We start from the raw sequence: 20,012 nt of genomic DNA, 5'->3' as shown, positions 1-20,012 counted from the left end.
GGCCCGGCTTCCCGCTGGGCGCACCGCCGAAAGGCCCAAGTGCAACCCGGTACGAGCACCTTCCGGCCGCACGCCCAGCGGAAACCTGGATCCCTCGAAGAAACCCAGCAACCTTCCGAGACGAGCCACCAGACCACCGGGTGGAGCCCAGGACACGACCAGTGGGTTCTCTCATCGCGTAGATGTTAGCGCCAACATCTGGAACCCACCCGGTCCGGCGCAGTCCTGCCGACCACTCACTCCTCATCGGCAGGACTGCGTCATTCCACCGGGGCCTTGGCCCGTTCTTCGGCCGCGCGCTTGGCTTTCAGCGCGCCCATGCGCAGGTTCAGCAGCTCGACCACGATGGAGAAGGCGATCGGACCGTAGATGTACCCCTTGGGAACGTGCGCGTCGAAGCCCTCGGCGACCAGGCTCGCGCCGATCAGGACCAGGAACGCCAGCGCGAGCATCTTCACCGTGGGGTGGCGCTGCACGAAGCCGCTGATCGCGCCCGCGGACAGCAGCATGATCACCATCGAGACGATCACCGCGGCCACCATCACGGCGAGCTCGTCGACCATGCCGACCGCGGTGATCACCGAGTCGAGCGAGAACACTATGTCCAGCAACACGATCTGCACGATGACCTTGCCCAGCGAGGCCACCACGCCGGGCTTGTCGCCGGACGCTCCCTCGAAGCTGTGGTGGATCTCGTGGATCGCCTTGACGAGCAGGAAGACCCCGCCCGCGAGCAGGATGGTGTCCCGGCCGGATATCTCGTGGCCGAACAGGGTGAACCAGGTCGCGGTCAGCCCGACCACCCACGACAACGCGGCCAGCAGGAGCAGCCGGGTGACCAGCGCCAGGCTCAGCCCGATCATCCGCGCCCGCTTGCGCTGCTCCTGCGGCAGCCGGTCGGACAGGATCGAGATGAACACCACGTTGTCGATCCCGAGCACGATCTCCAGCAACAACAAGGTCAGGAACGCAACCCAGATCGCCGGATCGCTGATCCACTCCACGCAGGCCTCCCCGAAGGTCTTCGTGCCATCGAATCTACACGAGGAAAACCCATAGTGGCGTAATAGTCCCCTGTGGACAGTGGCGTCACCAGGTGACCGGCAGGCTGCCGACACCCTGGATCATGGTGGCGTCGCGGAGGTTCAGCTCCTCGACCGGGACGGCCGGCCGGAGCGTGGGCACCTGGTCGAACAGCGCGGAAAGGGCCAGCCCGATCTCCATCCGGGCGAGGTTCTGGCCGAGACACTGGTGCACGCCATAGCCGAACGCCAAGTGGTGGCGCGCGGATCGGGTGACATCGAACCGGTCCGGATCGGCGAACACCGCCGGGTCCCGGTTGACCACCGAGTTGACAACGATGACACCGTCGCCGGCCTTGATGGTGACGCCGCCGATCTCGATGTCCTGCGTGGCGATCCGGGCCGGTCCGTCGTCCAGAATGGACAGATACCGGAGCAGCTCGTCCACCGCGCCGGGCACCATCCGCGGATGCTCCCGCATCAGCGCCAGCTCGCCGGGATGCTCCAGCAGGGTGATCACCGCCAGGGACAGCAGCGACGCGGTGGTCTCGTGCCCGGCGACGAGCAGCAGCATCGCGTTGAAAGCCAGTTCCTGGGTGGTGAGCTCGCCGGTGTCCACGTGCCCGGCTTTCAGCCGCGCGATCAGGCCGGGCGGCGGGTCCTCGGCCATCGCGGTCAGGTAGCCCGCCACCGCCATGAGAGCTTGAGTGTTCTCGTCCGCCCCGCCCCGCATGATCTCGCGGCTCTGCTGCTCGAAGAAGCCGTGGTCCTCGTAGGGAACCCCGAGCAGGCGGCAGATGACCATCGACGGGATGGGCAGCGAGAAGTGCGTGACCAGATCCGCCGGCGGGCCTGCCGCCAGGAGGTTGTCGATGGCGGCGTCGACAGTCTCCTGGATCCCGGGTTCGAGGTCCTTGAGCCTGCGCGCGGTGAACTCGGGGATCAGCATCCGCCGGATCCGGCTGTGCTGCGGGTCGTCCTGGGTGATGAACGAGGGTGCCTGGTAGTTGATGTCCACGAACCGGTCGCTGGTGAACGGAAACCCATCCCGCTCACGGTCCGCGGACACCCGCGGGTCGGCGAGCAGGTGCCGTGCCTCGGCATGCCCGGAGACGACCCACGTCTGCCGCCCGTCGTGCAAAGTGGCCCGGTGCAACGGCTGTCCGTCGCGAAAGGCCGCGTATCCGGGTGCCGGGTGGTACGGGCAGGTCCGTGCCTGCGGGAAGTCAGGTGCTGCGGTCATTCTCGGCAATCCCTTCCTCGGCTCGCCTGCTCAGACAGCGGCGCGCGGTCACCTGTGACGGCCGGTGCCTGATCGGTCAGGAGCGATGCCCGATCGGACAGCGGGCAGCAGCGCCAGCCCGATGAGTCCACTCAGGACTGTCACCGTTCCGGCGAGGTAGGCGGCCCAGGTCATGGACAGCGCCTGCGCGATGGCGGGGCCGGCGATCGCCCCGGCGAACGTGGCCATCGCTTCGCCGGTGAACACCGCGGAGCTGGCCCGGCCGAGCAGGTCGTTGGGTGTCACGCGCTGGAGGGTTGTCTGGATCGCGCCCAGCGACACCGAACCGGTCAGACCGACGAAGGCGGCCGCCGGCAGCGCGACCGGCAGTGCCGTGGCGGAGAACAACAGGACGAAGCCGACGCCGGTGGCCGTAAGGGTCCCAGCGAGGACGTAGGCGGGTGGCAGCCGGTCGACCAGCACTCGCATGACCGGCGCGCCGAGCAGGAAGCCGATGCCGAGGGCCGACATCACCAGGCCGATCTGCCCGCTGCCGCCCAGTGTGGTGACGCCGTAGGGGACCAGTATCGCGGTCAGGCAGGCGTTGGCCGCCAGGAACAACGTGTTGACCACCAGCAACGCCCGCACTGTCCGGTCCGCGCGGAGGAACGCCAGGCCGGAGCGCGGTTCGGCCCGGATGCGGCTTCGCCCGGCAGGAGTCGTGAGCACGATGGCCGCTGCGGACACCAGGTAGGTGCCGGTGTCGAGCCAGACGAGCAGGTCGAATCCGGCCCAGCCGAGCAGGACGCCGCCGAGCGGGGCACCGGCCAGCCGCACGGTGCCGTCGGTGATCGCGTTCAGGGCGTTGGCGCTGCTCAGGGCACGCCCGGTGCCCACGACCACGGGGGTGTGGGCCCGCGCGGCGGGCTGGAACAGCACCGTCCCCACGCTCTCGGCCACCAGCGCGAGGTACACGAGCCAGATGTCGCCGGGCGAGCGGACCAGCGACAGCAGCGCAATGGCCGCGGCACGGACGATGTCGGCGCAGATCATGACTCGCCGCCGGTCCCACCGGTCGGCCAGCACACCCGCGACCGGGCCGAGCACCACCGGCGGCAGGAACTCCGCGGCCAGCGTGAGCCCGGTCGCGGCCAGCGAACCGGTCAGCGTGAACACGTGCGCGGGCACCGCGACGACCAGCAGCCACGAGCCGAGCTGGCTGATCAGCCGCGCGAACCAGAGCAGCCGGAAGTCGCGAATCCGCAGGGCATCGAGCACAGCACCACCCCCAGGCTCTATTCTGTGAAGATAGCCCTGATGGTTGTTATCTTGTCAAGACAGTGGACGGGGTCAGATGGACAAACGTCAGCTCGGGCAGCGGCTGCGCGCACTGCGGGCGGCAAGCGGGCGGACGGTCGCCGCCGTGGCCACCGACGCGGGTCTGTCCGTTCCCTACCTGGCGAACCTGGAGAACGGCCGGGGGAACCCGACCGTCGACGCGCTCAGCCGGATCGCCCAGGCACTGGGCACGCGGGCCACGATCGGGTTCGTCACCGAGGACACGGCCGAACCCGATACGCCCGCCGTCGCCCTGCCCGCCGCTTTGGTGCGGCTGGGCCGGGGCACCCGGTTCCGGCGCGATGTGCGGCTCATGGCCGAGGCCCTCGGCGAGGACCCGGCCGGCCTGGCGGGGCGCATCCTGGCCACCCTGGCCGGGTTCGCCGAGGTCGCGGGCCGGGACCTGAGCGAACCAGACTGGTCGCGCCTGCTGGATGCGCTGCTCCTGGTCACCCTGCACCCGCGGACGCTCTAGCCGCTGGTGGAGTCGCGGACCACGAGGCGGCACGGGTGGATGTGCGGGCCGGGGGAGGGGGCGCCGTTGATGGCGGCCAGCAGGAGGCCGGCGGCGTGCCGGCCGAGTTTCTCCAGTTCCATGTCGACGCTGGTGAGCGGGGGCTGGCAGGCCAGCGCCATGACGTCCCAGTTGTCGAAGCCCACCAGGGCCACGTCGTCGGGTACCCGGCGGCCGGCGGCGCGCAGGGCGTCGGCCACGCCGCGGGCGATCTGGTCGCTGCCGCAGAAGACCGCGTCGAAGTCGGTCGCGGTGGTGAGCAGGATCCGCGCGGCCTGCCGGCCCCAGGCCTCGCTCCACTCGCCGAACAGCGGTGCGCGCGCCAGGTGCAGGCCGGACGCCTCGAGCCGGGACGCGGCCGCGGCGGCCCGCACGGCGGCCGAATGGTGGTGCTCAGGGCCGGTGATGTGGGCGATCCGGCGGCGGCCGACGGCGAGCAGGTGGTCGATCGCCTTGTGGCTGCCGCCTTCCTCGTCGGGCACCACCGAGCAGTCGCCCGGGTCGGTGGAGCTGATGAACGCGTACACCACCGGGATCGGCAGCCCGGTGCCGATCGGCGGGCGGGACTGGGTGCGGCGGCCGGTGACGATGATCCCGTCGACCCGGCGGGACAGCAGCGTCCGCAGGTAGTACTGCTCGCGGATGCGATCGTCGCGCGCGTCGCAGAGGAACACCGACATCTCGCCCGCGCCCAGGGCGTCCTCGGCACCCATCAGCAGCGGGATGCTGAACCGGCCGATGGTGTCGGTGGTGATCATGCCGACCGTGTAGGTGCGGCCGGAGTTCAGCGCGACGGCCGCGCGGTTGGGTTGGAAGCCAAGCTGTTCCGCCGCGGCGAGCACCCGCCGCCGGGTCTCGGTGCGCAGCGTGCCGCGACCGTTGAGCGCTTTGGAGACCGTCCCCGCCGACACCCCGGCGAGCCTGGCGACGTCGGAGATCGTCGCCGGCCGGTCGTTTCCGGGAGTTTCCGTGGTTTTCCGCGCGGGCATAACCGCACCCTACCCCGCGGCCTGTCGAAACTACCGCCGTTCACCTGGCGGAAACAAGGTCCTTGACACCGTCGCGGCGGCTGCCCTAGCTTGGCGGCAACCGGTTTCCGAATCTCCGCGAAGCCCGCGAGCGCCAGCGGCCGTTAGGGGAAAAGATGATTTCGCACGCCCGTGCGGTGATCGCCGTCTTGTCTGTGTTAGCGCTAACATCGTGTCAGAGCGGTCCGGCGGCCACCCCGGCCGGGGACACCGGATCGGTCGACGACGGCACCACGATCACCATGTGGACCCGCGCGCCGACCGCCACCTTCAGCCAGACCCTGATCGACGCCTACAACGCCGGCCACAAGAACAAGGTCCAGCTGACGGTCTTCCCGGCCGACTCGTACCAGCAGAAGGTCGGCACCGCGGCGGGTGCCAAGCAACTGCCGGACGTGCTGGCCGCGGACGTGGTGTACGCGCCGAACTACGCCGCCAAGGGCGTGTACCTGGACATCACCTCGCGCGTGAACCAGCTGCAGTTCAAGGCCGCGCTCGCCCCCGCGCACATGAAAGCCGCCACCTACCAGGCAAAGAACTACGCCGTCCCGCACGACATCGACCTGTCGGCGGTGTTCTACAACAAGGTCCTGTTCACCAAGGCAGGCCTCGACCCGGCCAAGCCACCGGCCACTTTGGACGAGATCGTGGCCGCGGCCAAGAGGATCCAGGGCCTCGGCGGCGATGTCAGCGGTTACTTCTTCGGCGGCGCCTGCCCGGGCTGCCAGCTGTTCACCAGCTGGCCGATGATCTGGGCGTCCGGCGGGACCGTGCTCAACGACCAGGGCACAGCGTCCACAATAGACAACCCGGTCGCCGCCAAGGTGTACTCGGTGCTCCGCCAGCTGTACAACGACAAAGTCGTGCCCGCGTCGGCGAAGAACGAGTCCGGGCCGACCTGGACGCAGCTGTTCGGCGAGGGCAAGGTCGGCATCCAGCCGATGGGCGCCACCGCGTTGCAGGGCATCAAGGAGGGACCGGACCTGCAGGTCGGCGTCGCACCGATCCCCGGGCTGACCGGCGGGAGCTCCTCGTTCGTCGGCGGGGACGTGCTCGGCATCGGCTCCAACAGCCAGCACGCGGCCGCCGCGTGGGACTTCATCTCCTGGACGCTCTCGGAGCAGGCACAGGTGGAGTCGGTCGCGAAGAGCAAGAACATCACCGTGCGCTCGGACCTGGCCGACAACACCTACGCCAAGCAGGACCCGCGGCTGGGCGTGTTCAACAAGCTCGCGGGCGAGGGCCAGACGCCGATCTCGGTCAACTTCGGCAAGACGTTCAACGACACCAACGGACCGTGGACCGCCACGGTGATCGACGCCGTGTTCAGCGGCGGTGACGTGGAATCGGTTCTGCGGCAACACAACTCGGCCATCACCGACTCGTTGTCCAGCGGCGGCTGACCGTGGTGTCGTTGTCCCCTCCCAGGCTGTCGGCGCCGGCCTCCCCGGCGCCGGCACCCCGCCGTGGCGCGTCGATCGGACGCCACCGGCGGCGGCTGGGGCTGCTGTACGCGACGCCGATGGCGTTGCTGGTGGTCGTGTTGTTCGTCATCCCGCTGGTGCTGATGGTGTGGATGTCGGTCAACCACTGGCCGCTGATCGGGGCGTCCGCGCCGAACGGTGTCGAGAACTACCGTGCCCTGGACGATCCGCTGTTCCTGCGCGCGGTCTGGTTCACGCTGAAGTACACCGCGGTCACCACGATCGTGCTGGGGCTGGTCGCGTTCGGGCTGGCGCTGTTGATGCAGCACGAACGGGTCGGCGCCTATCGCACGATCTTCTTCCTGCCCAGCGCGGTCGGGCTGGCCGCGACCAGCCTGCTGTTCTACGGGTTGTTCAACACGGATGCGTCACCGCTCAACCAGGTCGTGCAGGCTCTCGGGCTGGGGCGCGTGGACTGGCTGGGGTCCAACGGCAGCGCGCTCGGCTCCACGGTCGGCATGATCACCTGGCGGTTCGCCGGGTTCTACATGCTCATCCTGATGACCGGCCTGCAGAGCATCGACCCGGTGCTCTACGAGGCGGCGCGGATCGACGGCGCGAACCGCTGGCAGATCATGTGCCGGGTCACGCTGCCCCTGCTGCGCCCGACGCTCGCGCTGACCATGGTGCTGTCGCTGACCGGCTCGCTGCTGGCGTTCGACCAGTTCTTCATCCTCACCGGCGGCCGCCACGACACCGCCACCGTCGTGATCGACATCTACCGCGAGGCGTTCCTGTCGCAGGACCTCGGCCGGGCGGCCGCGGTCTCGGTGGCGACCCTGGCCGTGCTGATCGTGGTGAACATCGCCCAGCTGCGGCTGATCCGCCGGGAAGGGCGGTGACAGTCATGCGCAGAGCGGGTTTCCACGTCACGAGCGCCGCGCTGGCCGTGCTGTTCCTGCTTCCTCTACTGTGGACGGTCTACTCGTCGGTGACCGGCCGGGAGGCCGGTGACCAAGGCGTCGGGGTGGCCAACTACGACCGGCTCGCCCACTACGGCAGCGGAATCGGGCTCTACCTGGCCAATACGGCCGTCGTCGCGCTCGTCGCAGTCATCGTGACCGTCGTGACTACCACGCTTGGCGGGTATGCCATGGCACGCCTGGAGTTCCCCGGACGGAACCTGCTTTTCCTGGCCACCCTGGCCATCCTGATGGTGCCGTACACCACGATCCTGGTCCCGCTGTACATCCTGCTGGGCTGGCTCGGCCTGCAGAACTCGCTGGTCGGGCTGGGCCTGGTGATCGCCGTGCTGCAGTTGCCGTTCGGCCTGTTCATGATGCGCAACTCCTTCGAGGCGCTGCCCGCGGAGATCGAGGAAGCCGCGCTGATCGACGGCTGCACGGTCACCAGCGCGTTGTGGCGTGTGCTGTTGCGCGGGGTGGCGCCGGGGATCGTCACGGTCGCGCTGTTCTCGTTCCTGGCCGCGTGGAACGAGTTCGTCGCACCGCTGATCTTCCTCACCGACGGCCAGAAGTTCACCCTGCCGCTGGCGCTGTTCAACCTCCAGTCCGGCAACCTCGGCTCGGTCGACTTCGGCGCGTTGCAGGCCGGGGTGGTCACGTCCGCGCTGCCGTGCGTCGCCGTTTTCCTGGTGCTGCAGCGGTACTACGTCCGGGGCTTCACCTCGGGCGCACTGAAGGGCTGACAAGGGAGGACCTCGATGCCCAAGCCCGTCCATCCCACACCCACCGCGCTCGCGGAGCTGTGGCCGGTCGCGCTCACCGACGTCCGGTTCGCGCCCGGCAGCCTGCTCGGCGACTGGCAGGAGCGCAACGCCGCCCGGACCCTGCCGCACTGCGTGAGCCGGCTCGAGCAGGCGGGCAACATCGACAACCTGCGCCGGGTGACCGGTGAGGCCGATGGCGACTACCAGAACATGTGGTTCGCCGACTCGGACGTCTACAAGACCCTGGAGGCCGCGGCCTGGGAGCTGGGCCGCCGCCCGGACGGCGCCGAGCTTCGGGCGTTCATCGACACCACGGCGGCGCTGCTGGCCAAGGCGCAGGGCGAGAACGGGTACCTCAACTCGCACATCACCGTCGTGAAGCCGGACAAGCGATGGCAGGAGCTGCACTGGAGCCATGAGCTGTACTGCGCCGGCCACCTCATCCAGGCGGCCGTGGCGGCACAGCGGGCCGGGGTGGGCGCCGAGCTGGTCACGGTCGCCCGGCGGTTCGCGGATCTGATCGTCGAGCGGTTCAGCACGGTCGATGACCTCGACGGGCACCCGATCATCGAGACCGCACTGGTGGAGCTGTATCGGGTGACCGGGCACGAGCCGTATCTCGCCATGGCCAGGCGGTTCCTCGACCTGCGCGGGCACGGGTTGCTCAACGGCGAACGGTTCGGTTCGGCCTACCTGCAGGACCACGTCCCGGTGCGGGAGGCGGAAAGCGTTGCCGGGCATGCTGTCCGCCAGCTGTACCTGCTCGCGGGCATGGTGGACGTGGCCGTCGAGACGCATGACGAGCCGTTGCTGGACGCGGCCGACCGGTTGTGGGACGACGCGTTCGGCAGGAAGACCTACATCACCGGCGCTCAGGGGTCGCGGCACCGAGACGAGGCGTTCGGTGACCCGTACGAGCTGCCTGCGGACCGCGCTTACGGGGAGACTTGCGCGGCGATCGCGAGCTTTCAGTGGAACTGGCGGTTGTTGCTGGCGACCGGCGGGTCCTGGCACGCCGACGAGATGGAACGCGCGCTGTACAACGTGATCGCGGGATCGACAGCACTGGACGGCACGCATTTCTTCTACTCCAACCCCTTACACCTGCGTACCGATCATGATGGTTCGCACGAGGACGCGCCCTCCACACGGTTGCCGTGGTACTCCTGCGCCTGCTGCCCGCCCAACCTCGCGCGGCTGGTGGCTTCGTTGTCCGGCTACGCGGTGACCACGAGCCGGCACGAGCTGCAGGTTCACTTGTACTTCGCCGGTTCGGTCGAGACCACTGTGGACGGTGTGCCCGTCCGGATCGCGATCGACACGGACTACCCCTGGGACGGCCGGATCTCGCTGACCGTGACCACCGAGGCGCCGCTCACCCTGTCGTTGCGGATCCCCGAATGGTGCCCGGCGGCGGAGGTCCGGCTCGATGGCGAGCCGATCGCGGGCAGCGACGGGTACCTGCGGGTCCGCCGGGATTGGTCGGCGGGCGCCACCGTCACGCTCGACCTGCCGATGCGGCCCCGCACGGTCCAGCCACATTCGCGGATCGACGCCGTTCGCGGCTGTGTCGCGCTCGCCCGCGGCCCGCTCGTCTACTGCGTCGAACAGACCGACCTCCCCTCGGACATCACGCTGGAGGACGTCCGGATCGACCCGGCCGTTCCAGTGATCGAGGGGCGGCTGCCTGATATTCCGGTGACACTCCGGGTGGCCGGTACCGCCGAGCCGTCCCTGTCGAACCAGCTGTACCCGCCCGAGGCACCTGCCAAGCCCCGCGGCAAGCCACTCCAGCTCCTCGCTGTGCCCTACTTCCTGTGGGGCAACCGGGATCCCGGCCCGATGCGGGTCTGGATCCCCGTCACCACACCCTGAATCCCTGCCACCTGCTGAGGTACCCGATGTCCCTACGAAGTCTCGGGATCGCCGTCACTGTCCTCGCCACCCTGCTCGCTCCACCCGCCGAAGCCGCTGGCCACACCCTCGTGGTCGACGTCGCCTCGCGGTTCCGACCGGTCACGCACGTCGGGGCCGGCGGGTTGTACGCACTGGCCGAGAACAACCGGCCCGCCGACTCGATGTTGTTGCCCCTCAAACTGAACACGCTCACCCAGCCGCCGCCGCGGGTGGGGCAGAAGCCCAACGGTCAGCCGCCCGGCGGCGACGCGTTGAAGATCGCCCCGCAGGCCGACCGGGTCGGTGCCGCCCAGGTGGTCCGGATGCCGGACATCTACCCGGACTTCCCGTACAAGTGGCTGGGCTGGGACGACTGGCTGGCCAAAGTGGACACCATGGTCGCCGATCGGCGCAACGCCACGAACGTCAGCAACGTGTCGGCCTGGGAGATCTGGAACGAGCCCGACTGGACCTGGGACACCGCGGCAGCGGGCGACTTCAACGCCGGTTGGGTGCGGACCGTCCAGCGGATCCGTACCCGCGACACGGTCACCCCGGTGGCCGGGCCTGGGTACGCTTCCTGGAACACCGACCGGATGCGGGCGTTCCTCACCACCGCTCAGGCCAACGGCGTCCTGCCGGACATCGTGATCTGGCACGAGTTGGACCACAGCAGCGGGTCCGTGGCCGCCCATGTCTCCGCCTACCGGTCGCTGGAGGCCTCGCTCGGGATCAGCCCGCGGCCGATCTTCATCAACGAATACGCGTGGACCGACGAGGTCGACGTGCCAGGGCGGGTCGCGAACTACATCGCGAAGTTCGAGCGTGCCGGGGTGCAGGCCGCGGATCGCGCGTTCTGGTACGAGTATGGGACGGTCAACGGGCTGGTGGTGAACAACAACCAGCCGACCGGGACGTGGTGGCTGTACAAGTGGTACGGCGACATGGCCGGGTCGATGGTGACCACGATTCCGCCCGCGCAGAGCGGGATCGACGGGTTCGCTGCCTATGATCCCAGCCGGCGCAGGGTTGATGTGGTGTTCGGGGACGAGTCCGGCGCCAACTCCGTCCGGGTGACCGGCCTCGGCGAACTGAGCGGCAGTGTCCGGGTCACCCTGGAGTCGACGCCCGCCTCGGGCCGGTTCACGGCGGTCACCGCGCCGACGACGATTTCCACGTCGACCTACACCGTCGCGAATGGACAGATCACCGTTGCGGTGCCGGGTATGTCGGCTTCCGACGCCTATCACCTGGTGGTCCAGCCCACCACCGCGTACCAGCAACGTTACGAGGCCGAGAACGCCTCCGTGTTCCGGGCTCAACGGCTGACCAGCACGAGCGCATCCAACGGCGGCTATGTCGGCCGCATCGACAACGCTGGTGACCCGCGCAACGACAGCTACGTCGACTTCATCGTGAACGTTCCCACCGCTCGCGCGTACACGATGACCATCGGCTACGCCAACGGAACCGGCGCCACCTCGACGCAAGGCCTGGCGTACAACGGGGGAGCGTGGTCGACCGTCAGCTACCCACCCACTGCTGGGTGGGGGCGGTTCGGCACGGTCTCGACGTCGGTCACCCTCCACGCCGGATACAACGTGATCCGCCTGGCGAAGGGCGCGCCGTTCTTCAACGGCGCCACCGGGTACGCCGAGCTCGACTACATCACCCTTACCTGACCCCGCACCTCTCCTGATCGCCCGATAAATCCACATAGGAGTGTTATCGCTGATATTGTGAGGACTCGATGAAGCGACGGGCCGAAGCTGTGGGCTTGGGACTGGTGCGGCGGAGGGACCGGATCGGCAAGCTTGTGAACATGGATTCCGCGTTCCTGACCACATATACCACCACAGTCAACGGTCACCGAGCGGCCACAATGGACGAACACCGCACGTCCAGCACCGACACGTGGACCGGGCACCGGGTACTACTGCCGGGACCTGGCGGGCACGACCATCGAGGCGACCGACATCAAAGTGTCGCGGGGTGGAACCTGGGTGCCCGCGAGTCCGGCGAACTCCTCGCTCGGCAACCCGCCCGCGGGCAGCCGGTTCGACTGCCCGTCGATGACGTTCACGATCGGCCACGCCAACGACTCCTGGCGCGCTCAGGATGGTGGTTCGCCGCCACCAGGAACCACCTATGAAGCCGAGGCGGCCGGGAACACCTTGGCGGGACAGGCGGCGGTGCGTGGTTCGCCGGGTGCTTCCGGCGGGGCGTTGGTGGGGTACGTGGGCAACGGGACTGCCAACTACCTGCAGTTCAACAACATCAACGCCACCGCAGGGCCGCACACCGTCTCGGTCTTCTACGCGTCCGGTGAGGGGCGTTCGTTGACCATGAGCGCTAGCGGTGCTGCGGCGGTCGGCGTCTCTACACCCAGCACGGTGGTTGGGATACCGTCGGTTCGGTGAGCACAACGCTCACTGTGGGTGGTGGGGTCGTCGTGCTCTAATCGCGGTATGAGTATGTCCGAAGTGGACCGGCGTGGGGCCGAGCAGTGGTTCCGGCGCCGGGGTCTGCCCTCGGTGGTCCGTGGGCTGGAGGGTGACCTGCTGGTGCGTATCGTGCCGGCGGTCGTCTGGCTCGCGCTGTCCGATGTGTTGTACGACGTGCTGACCGCGATCGACGGGGACGCGGCATTCGAGACACGGCTGGAAAGCGACGCCTTCGAGGCCCTTTACACCGTGACGCTGGCCGGGTCGCTCGTCGTCCCGGCCGTAGGGGCGTGGCTCGCCGCGTGGTGGGCTCGTGACCGCGTCCTGCGCAACCGCGGGTTCGTGACCGCGGTGTTGGTCACGGCTGTGTACGTGGTGGTGTGGCCGGTGGTGGACTACGTGCTGGCCGACGCCGAGATGTTCGCCACCATCGTGGTCGATCTCGTCGAGGTTGCCGTCCTGATCGGACTGACCGCCATCGGGGTGGGATCGATCTTCGGGTGGGCGTTGCGGGCCGCCGTGCGTCAGTTGCGCGGGGTGGGGGAGATGACCAGCCGGGCGATGCCGTTGCTGTTGCTGGTGACGACGTTCGGGTTCTTCACCGCGGAGATCTGGCAGATCGCCGGGCTGGTGTCCCGCGGCCGGATGTGGCTGGTGGCCGGGTTCTTCCTCGTCCTGAGTGGACTGTTCCTGAGCTCGGTGTTCGCCACGGAGCTGAAGGCGCTCATCGCCGCGGCCCGGTGGCCCGAACGCGTCGAAGCCCTGCCCGCGGAGACCTTTGGCGGTCTCACCGCGACGGAGGGGACCGTGCCGCCGCTGAGCCGGCTCGAACGCGCGAACATGGTCCTGATCCTGTTGCTCACCCAGCTGTTGCAGGCCTTGGTGTTCGGCGTGCTGGTGTTCGTCGTGTTCGCGGTGCTCGGGCGGTTGGCGGTGCCCGATGGCGCCATCAAGGCGTGGGTCAGCCACGACCCCACACCCGGCAAGCTCTTCGGTGTCCAGGTTCCGATGGCGAACGAGCTGGTCGGCGTGTGCCTGTTCATCGCCGCGTTCTCCGGGCTGTACTTCGTGGCCACCATCGTCACCGATGCCGCCCACCGCAAGAGGTTCTTCGACCCGGTGCTGGACCACCTCGAGGTCAGCCTCGCGGGCCGGGCGCTCTACCTGTCGCATTTCGGGCGCCGGCCATGAAAAGCGTGTGTAATTCGCGGTGAGCCAGAAACATTCGCCCCATGCATTCCGTGGACGAATGTGTTCGCTAATGTGAAGCACTGATCAGTGACGGCGATTTACTCCAAATGCTCATGTACGCGGGGGATCATCTGGCGTAGGGTCGCTCGGCAGTCGGACATGATCGGCCCGTCGGCGCACCTGAAAACCCTTGTGCGCATGGGGTTTCGGGCCGAGTTGGAGGAGGCGCGAATGAACATCGACACCGCCTTGAAAGAGGCCATGGGAATTACCGGCGCGGTGGGGGTCGCGTTGGTGGACTTCGAAAGCGGGATGGCGCTCGGCACGCTCGGCGGCGGCGACTGGCTGAACCTGGAAGTGGCCGCCGCGGGCAATACCGAGGTCGTCCGGGCGAAACTGCAGGTCATCGCCTCGCTGGGGCTCGGCGACGAGATCGAGGACATCCTGATCACCCTGCACCGGCAGTACCACCTGATCCGCCTGCTGGATGCCAAGCGGGGCAAGGCGTCCTCGCTGTTCCTGTACCTCGTGCTGGACCGGGAACGCGCGAACCTGGCGCTGGCCCGGCACTACCTCAAGCACATCGAGGCCGACCTGCTGGTATGAGCGACATCCGACAGTCACCGGTGTCCCTCCCCCTGCCCATGCGCGAGCGTACGAAGTCAAGACAGGACCCGTCGGCCGTGTCCGAGATCCACCAGAGCCAGCCCCGCGTCGACACCGAAGCGATGGGCCGCGAACTGCAGGTGATCCGCGGCCGGGTCGACCGGATCAACGGGCTGCTGCTGGCCTCCCGCGACGGCCTGCTGTTGTGCGGGGACACCCGCGGGCCGCACGAGGAGAGCGTCGCGGCCATGGCGGCGGCCACGATCGGGCTCGCGGGCAAGTTCACCGACCAGGCCATGGTGGGCGAGCCGCGGGCGGCGGTGTTCGAGGGCATGTCCGGGCACGTCTGCATCTTCCCGGTCGACACCGCCATCCTGCTGGTGGTCTTCGGTGAGCGGGACACCAACACCGGGCTTTTCACCGTGGCGGCAAGGCAAGCCCTCGCCCAGGTCCAGATGGCCATCAACCGGCACACAGTTTCGTGAAAACGCCGGCGCGGCGGATCGGCACCCGATCGCCGCGCCGGCCAGGACTACCGTGCAACGGGCCGGACTCACCGCCGTTCGTCCACATCGGACTTGATGGCGCCGGTCTCAGTCCTGGTGGGTGTGGCAGGAGGCGGTGGTGTGAGCGGTGGGTGGCGGTACGTCCAGTGATGGGTCGCGGTCGAAGAAACCGGCGGGCTTGAGCGAGAAACCCACGTACTCGCACGGCATGATCGGCCAGTCCTCCGGGCGGGGCAGGTGCGAGGTGCCGAAGGTGTGCCAGACCACGATGTCCTGGTTCACCAGGTCGCGTTCCTGTTTGACCCACTCGCCCAGCCCGTCGCCGGGGTGCTGGTTGGGATAGTCGCCCGCGGCGTGCATCTCGGCCGGGTCGTACCGGGTCACCCAGAGGCGGTGGCCGGATGGGACGACGACGCACAATCCCGGTATGACGGACCATGTCTGGCACGGTGGGCTCGTCCGGATCGGACATACCGAGCCCGGGGAGGCCGGGCGGCTGCTGCTGAACACCGTCGGTGCCTCGCGCGATTCATGATCCTCCCGCGGGACCGGACCACACCCCAACGACCAAAGTGGACAATTCGCGCAGGGTGCCGGGGCCAGTTGGCTGGGATCGCGTTGGTGCTGTCGGCGCAGTGCGCCGGGATCGCGGCAGGTGTGTTGGGGCCGAAGCGAAATCGTGAGAAACACCGGCCACATCTCCGCCGGGGATCGCCGCACCCGGCGGCACAATGATCAACCGTGACACACTCGACTGACGCCGGTTCACCGCCCCGCGAGGCCGTCCCGGCCGTGGAACGGCTCGCGTTCTTCTCCGACGCGGTGATCGCGATCGCGATGACGTTGCTGGCGCTGGAGCTACCGGTGCCGGAGGGGGAGACCGACGAGGATCTCTGGCGGTCCTTCGTGCACCTGCTGCCCCGGCAGTACCTGACCTTCGTGCTGAGCTTCGTGGTGATCGCGCTGTTCTGGCGCTCCCACCACCGTTTCTTCCAGCACGTGACGGGGATGGCGCCGGGCCTGGTGACGGCGAACATGGCCTTCCTGTTCACGATCGTCGTGCTGCCGTTCGCCACGAAGGTGCTGGGGGAGCGGGGCTCGTCGGCGTTCGGGACCGTGTTCTACGCGGTGACCGTGGCCGCGGTCGGCCTGAGTCTGCTCGCGTTGCTGTGGCTGGTGCGCAAGCATGGCGTCGTGCCCGAGGCGGACGATCCGGAGTGGCCGGCCCGGATGACCCGCGGGATCCTGGTCCCGGTGTCCGCGTTCGTGCTGTCGATCCCGTTCGCGTTCGTGGTCAACGACGTCGTCAAGTACCTCTGGGTGCCCGCGGCCCTGCTGATCGGGTTACTCCTCGACGGGTACGAGCGGTTGCGCAACCGGTGAGTTCCGGCTCCTGGCCGCGGTCGCCCGGCCGCCGGCGGACGATGTAACTTTCATCCGCCTGCCGATCGGACACCTGCCGACCGGAATTTTTCCGGCGGTTTCACCCGGTCCCGTCGGCCGGATTGGTCTGTTCCTTTCCGGCTGCGGGCCGTTTCGTGCCTGTTCACCGGAGGCCTGCTGTTCGCGTTCACATATTCGCGATGGCCGCTCTGAAAGTTTCAAACGTAATACTAGAAATCACTGCTTGTTCGCTCACGTGACATTGTGTTAACGTTCACATAGGTGAACCGAGGATTCGCGCGAATGTGATGGAGCACCCTTTGCCGTCGGTCAAAGCCCGGGGCGCATGTCCATTGTGGAGTATCTACTGTGGACTGAGCGGCCGGGCTTCATCCGGGAGAAGGGAGAACAATGCCGGCTCCGGCGCATTCCCGCGGGCCTGGTCGTTCGCTCGGGCGGCAGGCCATGGGGGTGGTATTCGCGGCTGGGTGGGCGGTATTCGTAGCGCGAACACGTTGCGCAGTCTGATGAGAAACCACATCACGGCCTGATGGGGCATTACCAAGGCCGGATTCACTATTCGCTACTCATCAGGGAGTCATTGATGAGGCACGTCTTGCGCATCCTGGTGGCGGCATTACTGGTGCCGCTCACCGCCGGCGCGCTGCTGTTGACGGCCGGCCGGGCGTCGGCCGCCGCGCTGACCCGGATCACCGGCTTCGGCACCAATCCCACCAACCTCAACATGTACATCTACGTGCCCGACCGGGTGGCGCCCCAGCCGGCACTGCTCGTTCTCGTGCACTACTGCAGTGGTTCGGCCGGTGCGATCTTCAACGGCAACGGGCACGACTTCGCGACCGCGGCCGACCGGTACGGGTACATCGTCGTCGTGCCGGAGGCCACCCGGGACGGCCACTGCTTCGATGTGTCCACAAAGGCCGGTCTCACCCGCAACGGTGGCAGCGACTCCACCGGCATCATGTCGATGGTCTCGTGGACCCGGCAGCGCTACAACGTCGACCCGGCACGGATCGTGGTCAGCGGGTTCTCCTCGGGAGCCATGATGACCAACGTCCTGGCCGCCGAGTACCCCGACGTGTTCTCCGCCGGGTCCGCCTTCTCCGGGGTGCCGGCCGGGTGTTTCGCCACCACCGACGGATCGCTGTGGAACAGCCAGTGCTCCGGTGGGAACATCAGCAAAACCCCGCAGCAGTGGGCCGATCTGGCCCATGCCATGTATCCGGGCTACAGCGGCGCGTACCCGCGGATGCAGTTGTGGCACGGCACCACGGACACCACGCTGGCGTATCCGAACTTCGGTGAGGAGATCAAGCAGTGGACCCAGCTGCGGGGGCTGAGCCAGACGCCCGCGTTCACCGACCATCCGCAGTCGAGCTGGACACGTACCCGGTACGGCGACACCGGTACCCGGGCCACCGTTGAGGGTGTCAGCATCGCCGGTACCGGCCACACTCTGCCGCAGGCGGGGATGATCGCGTACGCGATCTCCTTCCTCGGCCTGGACAGCGGCGGCGGGGGAGGGGGCACCACCGGCCGGCTGCGGTCCGTGGCCGCGGGCCGGTGCCTGGACGTGCCCGGCCAGGCGACCACGCCCGGGACACGGCTGCAGATCTGGGACTGCGGGAGTGGGACGAACCAGCAGTGGACCGCCAGCCCGGCCGGAGAACTGACTGTCTACTCCGGGGAATCACGGCGATGCCTGGCTCCCGAAGGCGGCGCAACCACGGCGGGCACGGCGGTCGTCATCTCCGCCTGCGACAGCGGGGCAACCCAGAAATGGCGGCTCACCACGGATGGATCCGTCACCACCGTCCAATCAGGACTGTGCCTCGACGTGTCCGGAGCCGCTACGGCCAACGGCACGCGGGTGATCCTGTGGACCTGTCACGGTGGCGCCAACCAGAAGTGGACGGGCCCGTCGGTGGCGGTGACCGGACTTGCGGCCGGATGATCACCGGCTCGTTCGGCCCGCTCGACGCCACGAGCGGTCCGCCGGTCCGGCCGATGAGGCCCGGTCCGGCTGCGGTCCAGTCCCGGCCGGCAGTTCGATCTCGTGGACTCCGGTGGTGGCTGCCACCGGACCAGGGCGCGGCACAACAACTCTCGTGACACCGAGGAGTCGCTTGATGTCGAAGTACAGATCCCTGTTCGCGGCTGTCGCGGCCGGAGCGCTGGTCGTTCTGGCCGCGGGCACCGCACAGGCGGGCGGTCCCGGCGCGGCCGCGCCGACCGCCGGATGTGGCAAGGCGCCGACGCTGACCAGCGGTTCGCACACGATCCAGAGCGGCGGCCAGAACCGCAGCTACATCCTGAGGATTCCCAGCAACTACGACAACAACCACCCGTACCGCCTGTTCGTCGGCCTGCACTGGCTCGGCGGCACCGCCAACGACGTCGACTCGGGCGGGACCGACGGGTACAACTGGTCCTACTACGGACTCCGGCGGCTGGCCGACAACGCCGGTAACAGCACCATCTTCGTCGCACCCCAGGGGAACAACAACGGCTGGGCCAACCCTGGCGGTCAGGACGTGACCTTTGTGGACGACCTGCTCCGGCTGTTGCAGGCGGGCCTGTGCATCGACACGACCCAGATCTTCGCCGGTGGCTTCAGCTACGGCGGCGCGATGAGCTACGCGCTGGCCTGCGCCCGGCCGTCGGTCTTCCGCGCGGTCGCGGTCTACTCCGGCGCGAACCTCAGTGGGTGCAGTGGTGGCACCCAGCCGGTCGCGTACATCGGCATGCACGGGATCGGGGACAACGTCCTGAACATCTCCCAAGGACGGTCGTTGCGCGACACGTTCGTCCGCAACAACGGCTGCACCCCGCAGAACCCGCCGGAACCCGGCCCGGGCAGCCGGACGCACATCGTCACCGCCTACTCCGGGTGCAGGGCCGGGTATCCGGTCGTCTGGGCCGCGTTCGACGGCGGGCACGACCCGGGCCCGCGTGACGGCTGTGGCTGTAGTGGCTGGCAGACCTGGACGTCCGGCGAGGTCTGGAAGTTCTTCACGCAGTTCGGTTCCGGCAACCCGCCACCGCCGGGCGGCCCGGTGGAGATCGGCGTGAACTACCGCATGGCGGTCGCGCAGAGCGGCAAGCTGGCCGACATCAACGGCGCGTCGACCGCCGCCGGTGCCGTGCTGATCCAGTGGCCCAGCAACGGTGGTCTCAACCAGCAGTTCGACTTCATCGACTCCGGCGGTGGCTACTACCGGGTCAGGGCGCGGCACAGCAACCTGGTCCTGCAGGCCACCGGCACCAACGCCGGGGCCGACATCGCCCAGCAGCCGGACACCAACGCCATGAGCCAGCAGTGGCAGGTGACCGACCTGGGCAACGGCGCCGTGAGCCTGACCAACCGGCAAAGCGGCCTGGCGATGGGTGTCGCGGGGTCGTCGACCGCCGACGGCGCCCACATCTCCCAGTCCGCCTACACCGGCAGTGCCAGCCAGCGGTTCCAACTCCAACGCGCATAGCACGGCAACGGACTGCTTCGCCGTACCGCACGGCCCGGTACGGCGAAGCAGCTGTGTGTTCGGCGCAGGTCCGATGTCTGGGAACGTTCCCAGAAACTTTCGGACATTGGCACGCGGTTGACAACGACTTCTGGACGTTGGATTCTGGAAGCGCTCCCAGTGATGCGAGTGGAGGTCCCTGCATGACCACCAGACCTTGCGGACCC

The 20,012-nt window shown here is 68.3% G+C and carries 18 protein-coding genes; 13 read left to right on the top strand and 5 right to left on the bottom strand.

Annotated elements, in window-relative coordinates:
• Nucleotides 1-260 precede the first annotated feature (260 nt).
• The 3 genes from AB0J95_RS15800 to AB0J95_RS15790 form a co-directional block, all read right to left on the bottom strand.
• Nucleotides 261-1,004: a TerC family protein gene (locus tag AB0J95_RS15800; RefSeq protein ID WP_364757598.1), complete on the bottom strand. Its 744-nt coding sequence runs from the start codon at nucleotides 1,002-1,004 to the stop codon at nucleotides 261-263.
• Between the two features lie 85 nt (nucleotides 1,005-1,089).
• Nucleotides 1,090-2,265, bottom strand: a complete 1,176-nt coding sequence (locus AB0J95_RS15795; RefSeq protein WP_364757596.1) for a cytochrome P450 — start codon at nucleotides 2,263-2,265, stop codon at nucleotides 1,090-1,092.
• A gap of 48 nt (nucleotides 2,266-2,313) precedes the next feature.
• Nucleotides 2,314-3,522 (bottom strand): MFS transporter, encoded by a 1,209-nt coding sequence (locus tag AB0J95_RS15790; protein WP_364757594.1) that lies wholly within the window; start codon nucleotides 3,520-3,522, stop codon nucleotides 2,314-2,316.
• A gap of 76 nt (nucleotides 3,523-3,598) precedes the next feature.
• On the opposite strand from AB0J95_RS15790, the gene AB0J95_RS15785 reads away from it, so the two are divergent.
• On the top strand, nucleotides 3,599-4,057 hold the full coding sequence (locus AB0J95_RS15785; protein ID WP_364757592.1) for a helix-turn-helix transcriptional regulator: 459 nt from the start codon (nucleotides 3,599-3,601) through the stop codon (nucleotides 4,055-4,057).
• On the opposite strand, the gene AB0J95_RS15780 is transcribed toward AB0J95_RS15785, so the two are convergent.
• Nucleotides 4,054-5,085: a LacI family DNA-binding transcriptional regulator gene (locus tag AB0J95_RS15780; RefSeq protein ID WP_364757590.1), complete on the bottom strand. Its 1,032-nt coding sequence runs from the start codon at nucleotides 5,083-5,085 to the stop codon at nucleotides 4,054-4,056. The genes AB0J95_RS15785 and AB0J95_RS15780 overlap by 4 nt on opposite strands.
• Before the next feature lie 155 nt (nucleotides 5,086-5,240).
• Between AB0J95_RS15780 and AB0J95_RS15775 the strand changes: the two genes are divergently transcribed.
• From AB0J95_RS15775 to AB0J95_RS15735, 9 genes are all read left to right on the top strand, one after another.
• On the top strand, nucleotides 5,241-6,527 hold the full coding sequence (locus tag AB0J95_RS15775) for a sugar ABC transporter substrate-binding protein (protein ID WP_364757589.1): 1,287 nt from the start codon (nucleotides 5,241-5,243) through the stop codon (nucleotides 6,525-6,527).
• A 5-nt stretch (nucleotides 6,528-6,532) separates the two neighbouring features.
• A complete protein-coding gene (locus tag AB0J95_RS15770) occupies nucleotides 6,533-7,450 on the top strand; it encodes a sugar ABC transporter permease (RefSeq protein WP_364757587.1) in 918 nt (305 codons plus the stop codon).
• A gap of 5 nt (nucleotides 7,451-7,455) precedes the next feature.
• On the top strand, nucleotides 7,456-8,256 hold the full coding sequence (locus AB0J95_RS15765; RefSeq protein WP_364757585.1) for a carbohydrate ABC transporter permease: 801 nt from the start codon (nucleotides 7,456-7,458) through the stop codon (nucleotides 8,254-8,256).
• A 15-nt stretch (nucleotides 8,257-8,271) separates the two neighbouring features.
• A complete protein-coding gene (locus tag AB0J95_RS15760) occupies nucleotides 8,272-10,152 on the top strand; it encodes a beta-L-arabinofuranosidase domain-containing protein (RefSeq protein ID WP_364757583.1) in 1,881 nt (626 codons plus the stop codon).
• 26 nt (nucleotides 10,153-10,178) lie between these two features.
• Nucleotides 10,179-11,855 (top strand): CBM35 domain-containing protein, encoded by a 1,677-nt coding sequence (locus AB0J95_RS15755; RefSeq protein WP_364757581.1) that lies wholly within the window; start codon nucleotides 10,179-10,181, stop codon nucleotides 11,853-11,855.
• Nucleotides 11,856-12,176: 321 nt separating this feature from the next.
• Nucleotides 12,177-12,593 carry a hypothetical protein gene (locus tag AB0J95_RS15750; protein WP_364757579.1) on the top strand — a complete coding sequence of 139 codons (417 nt, stop codon included), beginning with the start codon at nucleotides 12,177-12,179 and terminating at the stop codon, nucleotides 12,591-12,593.
• Nucleotides 12,594-12,641: 48 nt separating this feature from the next.
• Entirely contained in the window at nucleotides 12,642-13,808 is a 1,167-nt protein-coding gene (locus AB0J95_RS15745) for a hypothetical protein (RefSeq protein WP_364757577.1), read from the top strand.
• 231 nt (nucleotides 13,809-14,039) lie between these two features.
• The gene (locus AB0J95_RS15740; protein ID WP_364757575.1) at nucleotides 14,040-14,414 is read left to right on the top strand and encodes a hypothetical protein; all 375 of its coding nucleotides are present in this window, start codon (nucleotides 14,040-14,042) and stop codon (nucleotides 14,412-14,414) included.
• Nucleotides 14,411-14,899 carry a roadblock/LC7 domain-containing protein gene (locus tag AB0J95_RS15735; RefSeq protein WP_364757573.1) on the top strand — a complete coding sequence of 163 codons (489 nt, stop codon included), beginning with the start codon at nucleotides 14,411-14,413 and terminating at the stop codon, nucleotides 14,897-14,899. Before AB0J95_RS15740 ends, AB0J95_RS15735 begins: the two co-directional genes overlap by 4 nt.
• A gap of 108 nt (nucleotides 14,900-15,007) precedes the next feature.
• Here the strand turns inward: AB0J95_RS15735 and AB0J95_RS15730 are convergent, their stop codons facing one another.
• On the bottom strand, nucleotides 15,008-15,304 hold the full coding sequence (locus tag AB0J95_RS15730) for a hypothetical protein (RefSeq protein WP_364757571.1): 297 nt from the start codon (nucleotides 15,302-15,304) through the stop codon (nucleotides 15,008-15,010).
• A 357-nt stretch (nucleotides 15,305-15,661) separates the two neighbouring features.
• On the opposite strand from AB0J95_RS15730, the gene AB0J95_RS15725 reads away from it, so the two are divergent.
• The 3 genes from AB0J95_RS15725 (at nucleotide 15,662) to AB0J95_RS15715 (ending at nucleotide 19,806) form a co-directional block, all read left to right on the top strand.
• Nucleotides 15,662-16,303 (top strand): TMEM175 family protein, encoded by a 642-nt coding sequence (locus AB0J95_RS15725; RefSeq protein ID WP_364757569.1) that lies wholly within the window; start codon nucleotides 15,662-15,664, stop codon nucleotides 16,301-16,303.
• Between the two features lie 604 nt (nucleotides 16,304-16,907).
• Nucleotides 16,908-18,278, top strand: a complete 1,371-nt coding sequence (locus tag AB0J95_RS15720) for a PHB depolymerase family esterase (RefSeq protein WP_364757567.1) — start codon at nucleotides 16,908-16,910, stop codon at nucleotides 18,276-18,278.
• A gap of 175 nt (nucleotides 18,279-18,453) precedes the next feature.
• A complete protein-coding gene (locus tag AB0J95_RS15715) occupies nucleotides 18,454-19,806 on the top strand; it encodes an RICIN domain-containing protein (RefSeq protein ID WP_364757565.1) in 1,353 nt (450 codons plus the stop codon).
• Nucleotides 19,807-20,012 lie beyond the last annotated feature (206 nt).

The organism is Actinocrispum sp. NPDC049592 (genome assembly GCF_040675465.1).
GTDB lineage: Bacteria > Actinomycetota > Actinomycetes > Mycobacteriales > Pseudonocardiaceae > Kibdelosporangium.
Note: the sequence above shows the minus strand (reverse complement) of the source record. Positions and strands in the feature narration are given on the sequence as shown.

Bases quoted from the DNA above. Each gene is read 5' to 3' on its own strand.
- AB0J95_RS15720 (WP_364757567.1), top strand. From the start codon at position 16,908: ATGAGGCACGTCTTGCGCATCCTGGTGGCGGCATTACTGGTGCCGCTC.
- AB0J95_RS15755 (WP_364757581.1), top strand. From the start codon at position 10,179: ATGTCCCTACGAAGTCTCGGGATCGCCGTCACTGTCCTCGCCACCCTG.
- AB0J95_RS15775 (WP_364757589.1), top strand. From the start codon at position 5,241: ATGATTTCGCACGCCCGTGCGGTGATCGCCGTCTTGTCTGTGTTAGCG.
- AB0J95_RS15765 (WP_364757585.1), top strand. From the start codon at position 7,456: ATGCGCAGAGCGGGTTTCCACGTCACGAGCGCCGCGCTGGCCGTGCTG.
- AB0J95_RS15785 (WP_364757592.1), top strand. From the start codon at position 3,599: ATGGACAAACGTCAGCTCGGGCAGCGGCTGCGCGCACTGCGGGCGGCA.
- AB0J95_RS15740 (WP_364757575.1), top strand. From the start codon at position 14,040: ATGAACATCGACACCGCCTTGAAAGAGGCCATGGGAATTACCGGCGCG.
- AB0J95_RS15745 (WP_364757577.1), top strand. From the start codon at position 12,642: ATGAGTATGTCCGAAGTGGACCGGCGTGGGGCCGAGCAGTGGTTCCGG.
- AB0J95_RS15760 (WP_364757583.1), top strand. From the start codon at position 8,272: ATGCCCAAGCCCGTCCATCCCACACCCACCGCGCTCGCGGAGCTGTGG.
- AB0J95_RS15780 (WP_364757590.1), bottom strand. From the start codon at position 5,085: ATGCCCGCGCGGAAAACCACGGAAACTCCCGGAAACGACCGGCCGGCG.
- AB0J95_RS15735 (WP_364757573.1), top strand. From the start codon at position 14,411: ATGAGCGACATCCGACAGTCACCGGTGTCCCTCCCCCTGCCCATGCGC.
- AB0J95_RS15795 (WP_364757596.1), bottom strand. From the start codon at position 2,265: ATGACCGCAGCACCTGACTTCCCGCAGGCACGGACCTGCCCGTACCAC.
- AB0J95_RS15715 (WP_364757565.1), top strand. From the start codon at position 18,454: ATGTCGAAGTACAGATCCCTGTTCGCGGCTGTCGCGGCCGGAGCGCTG.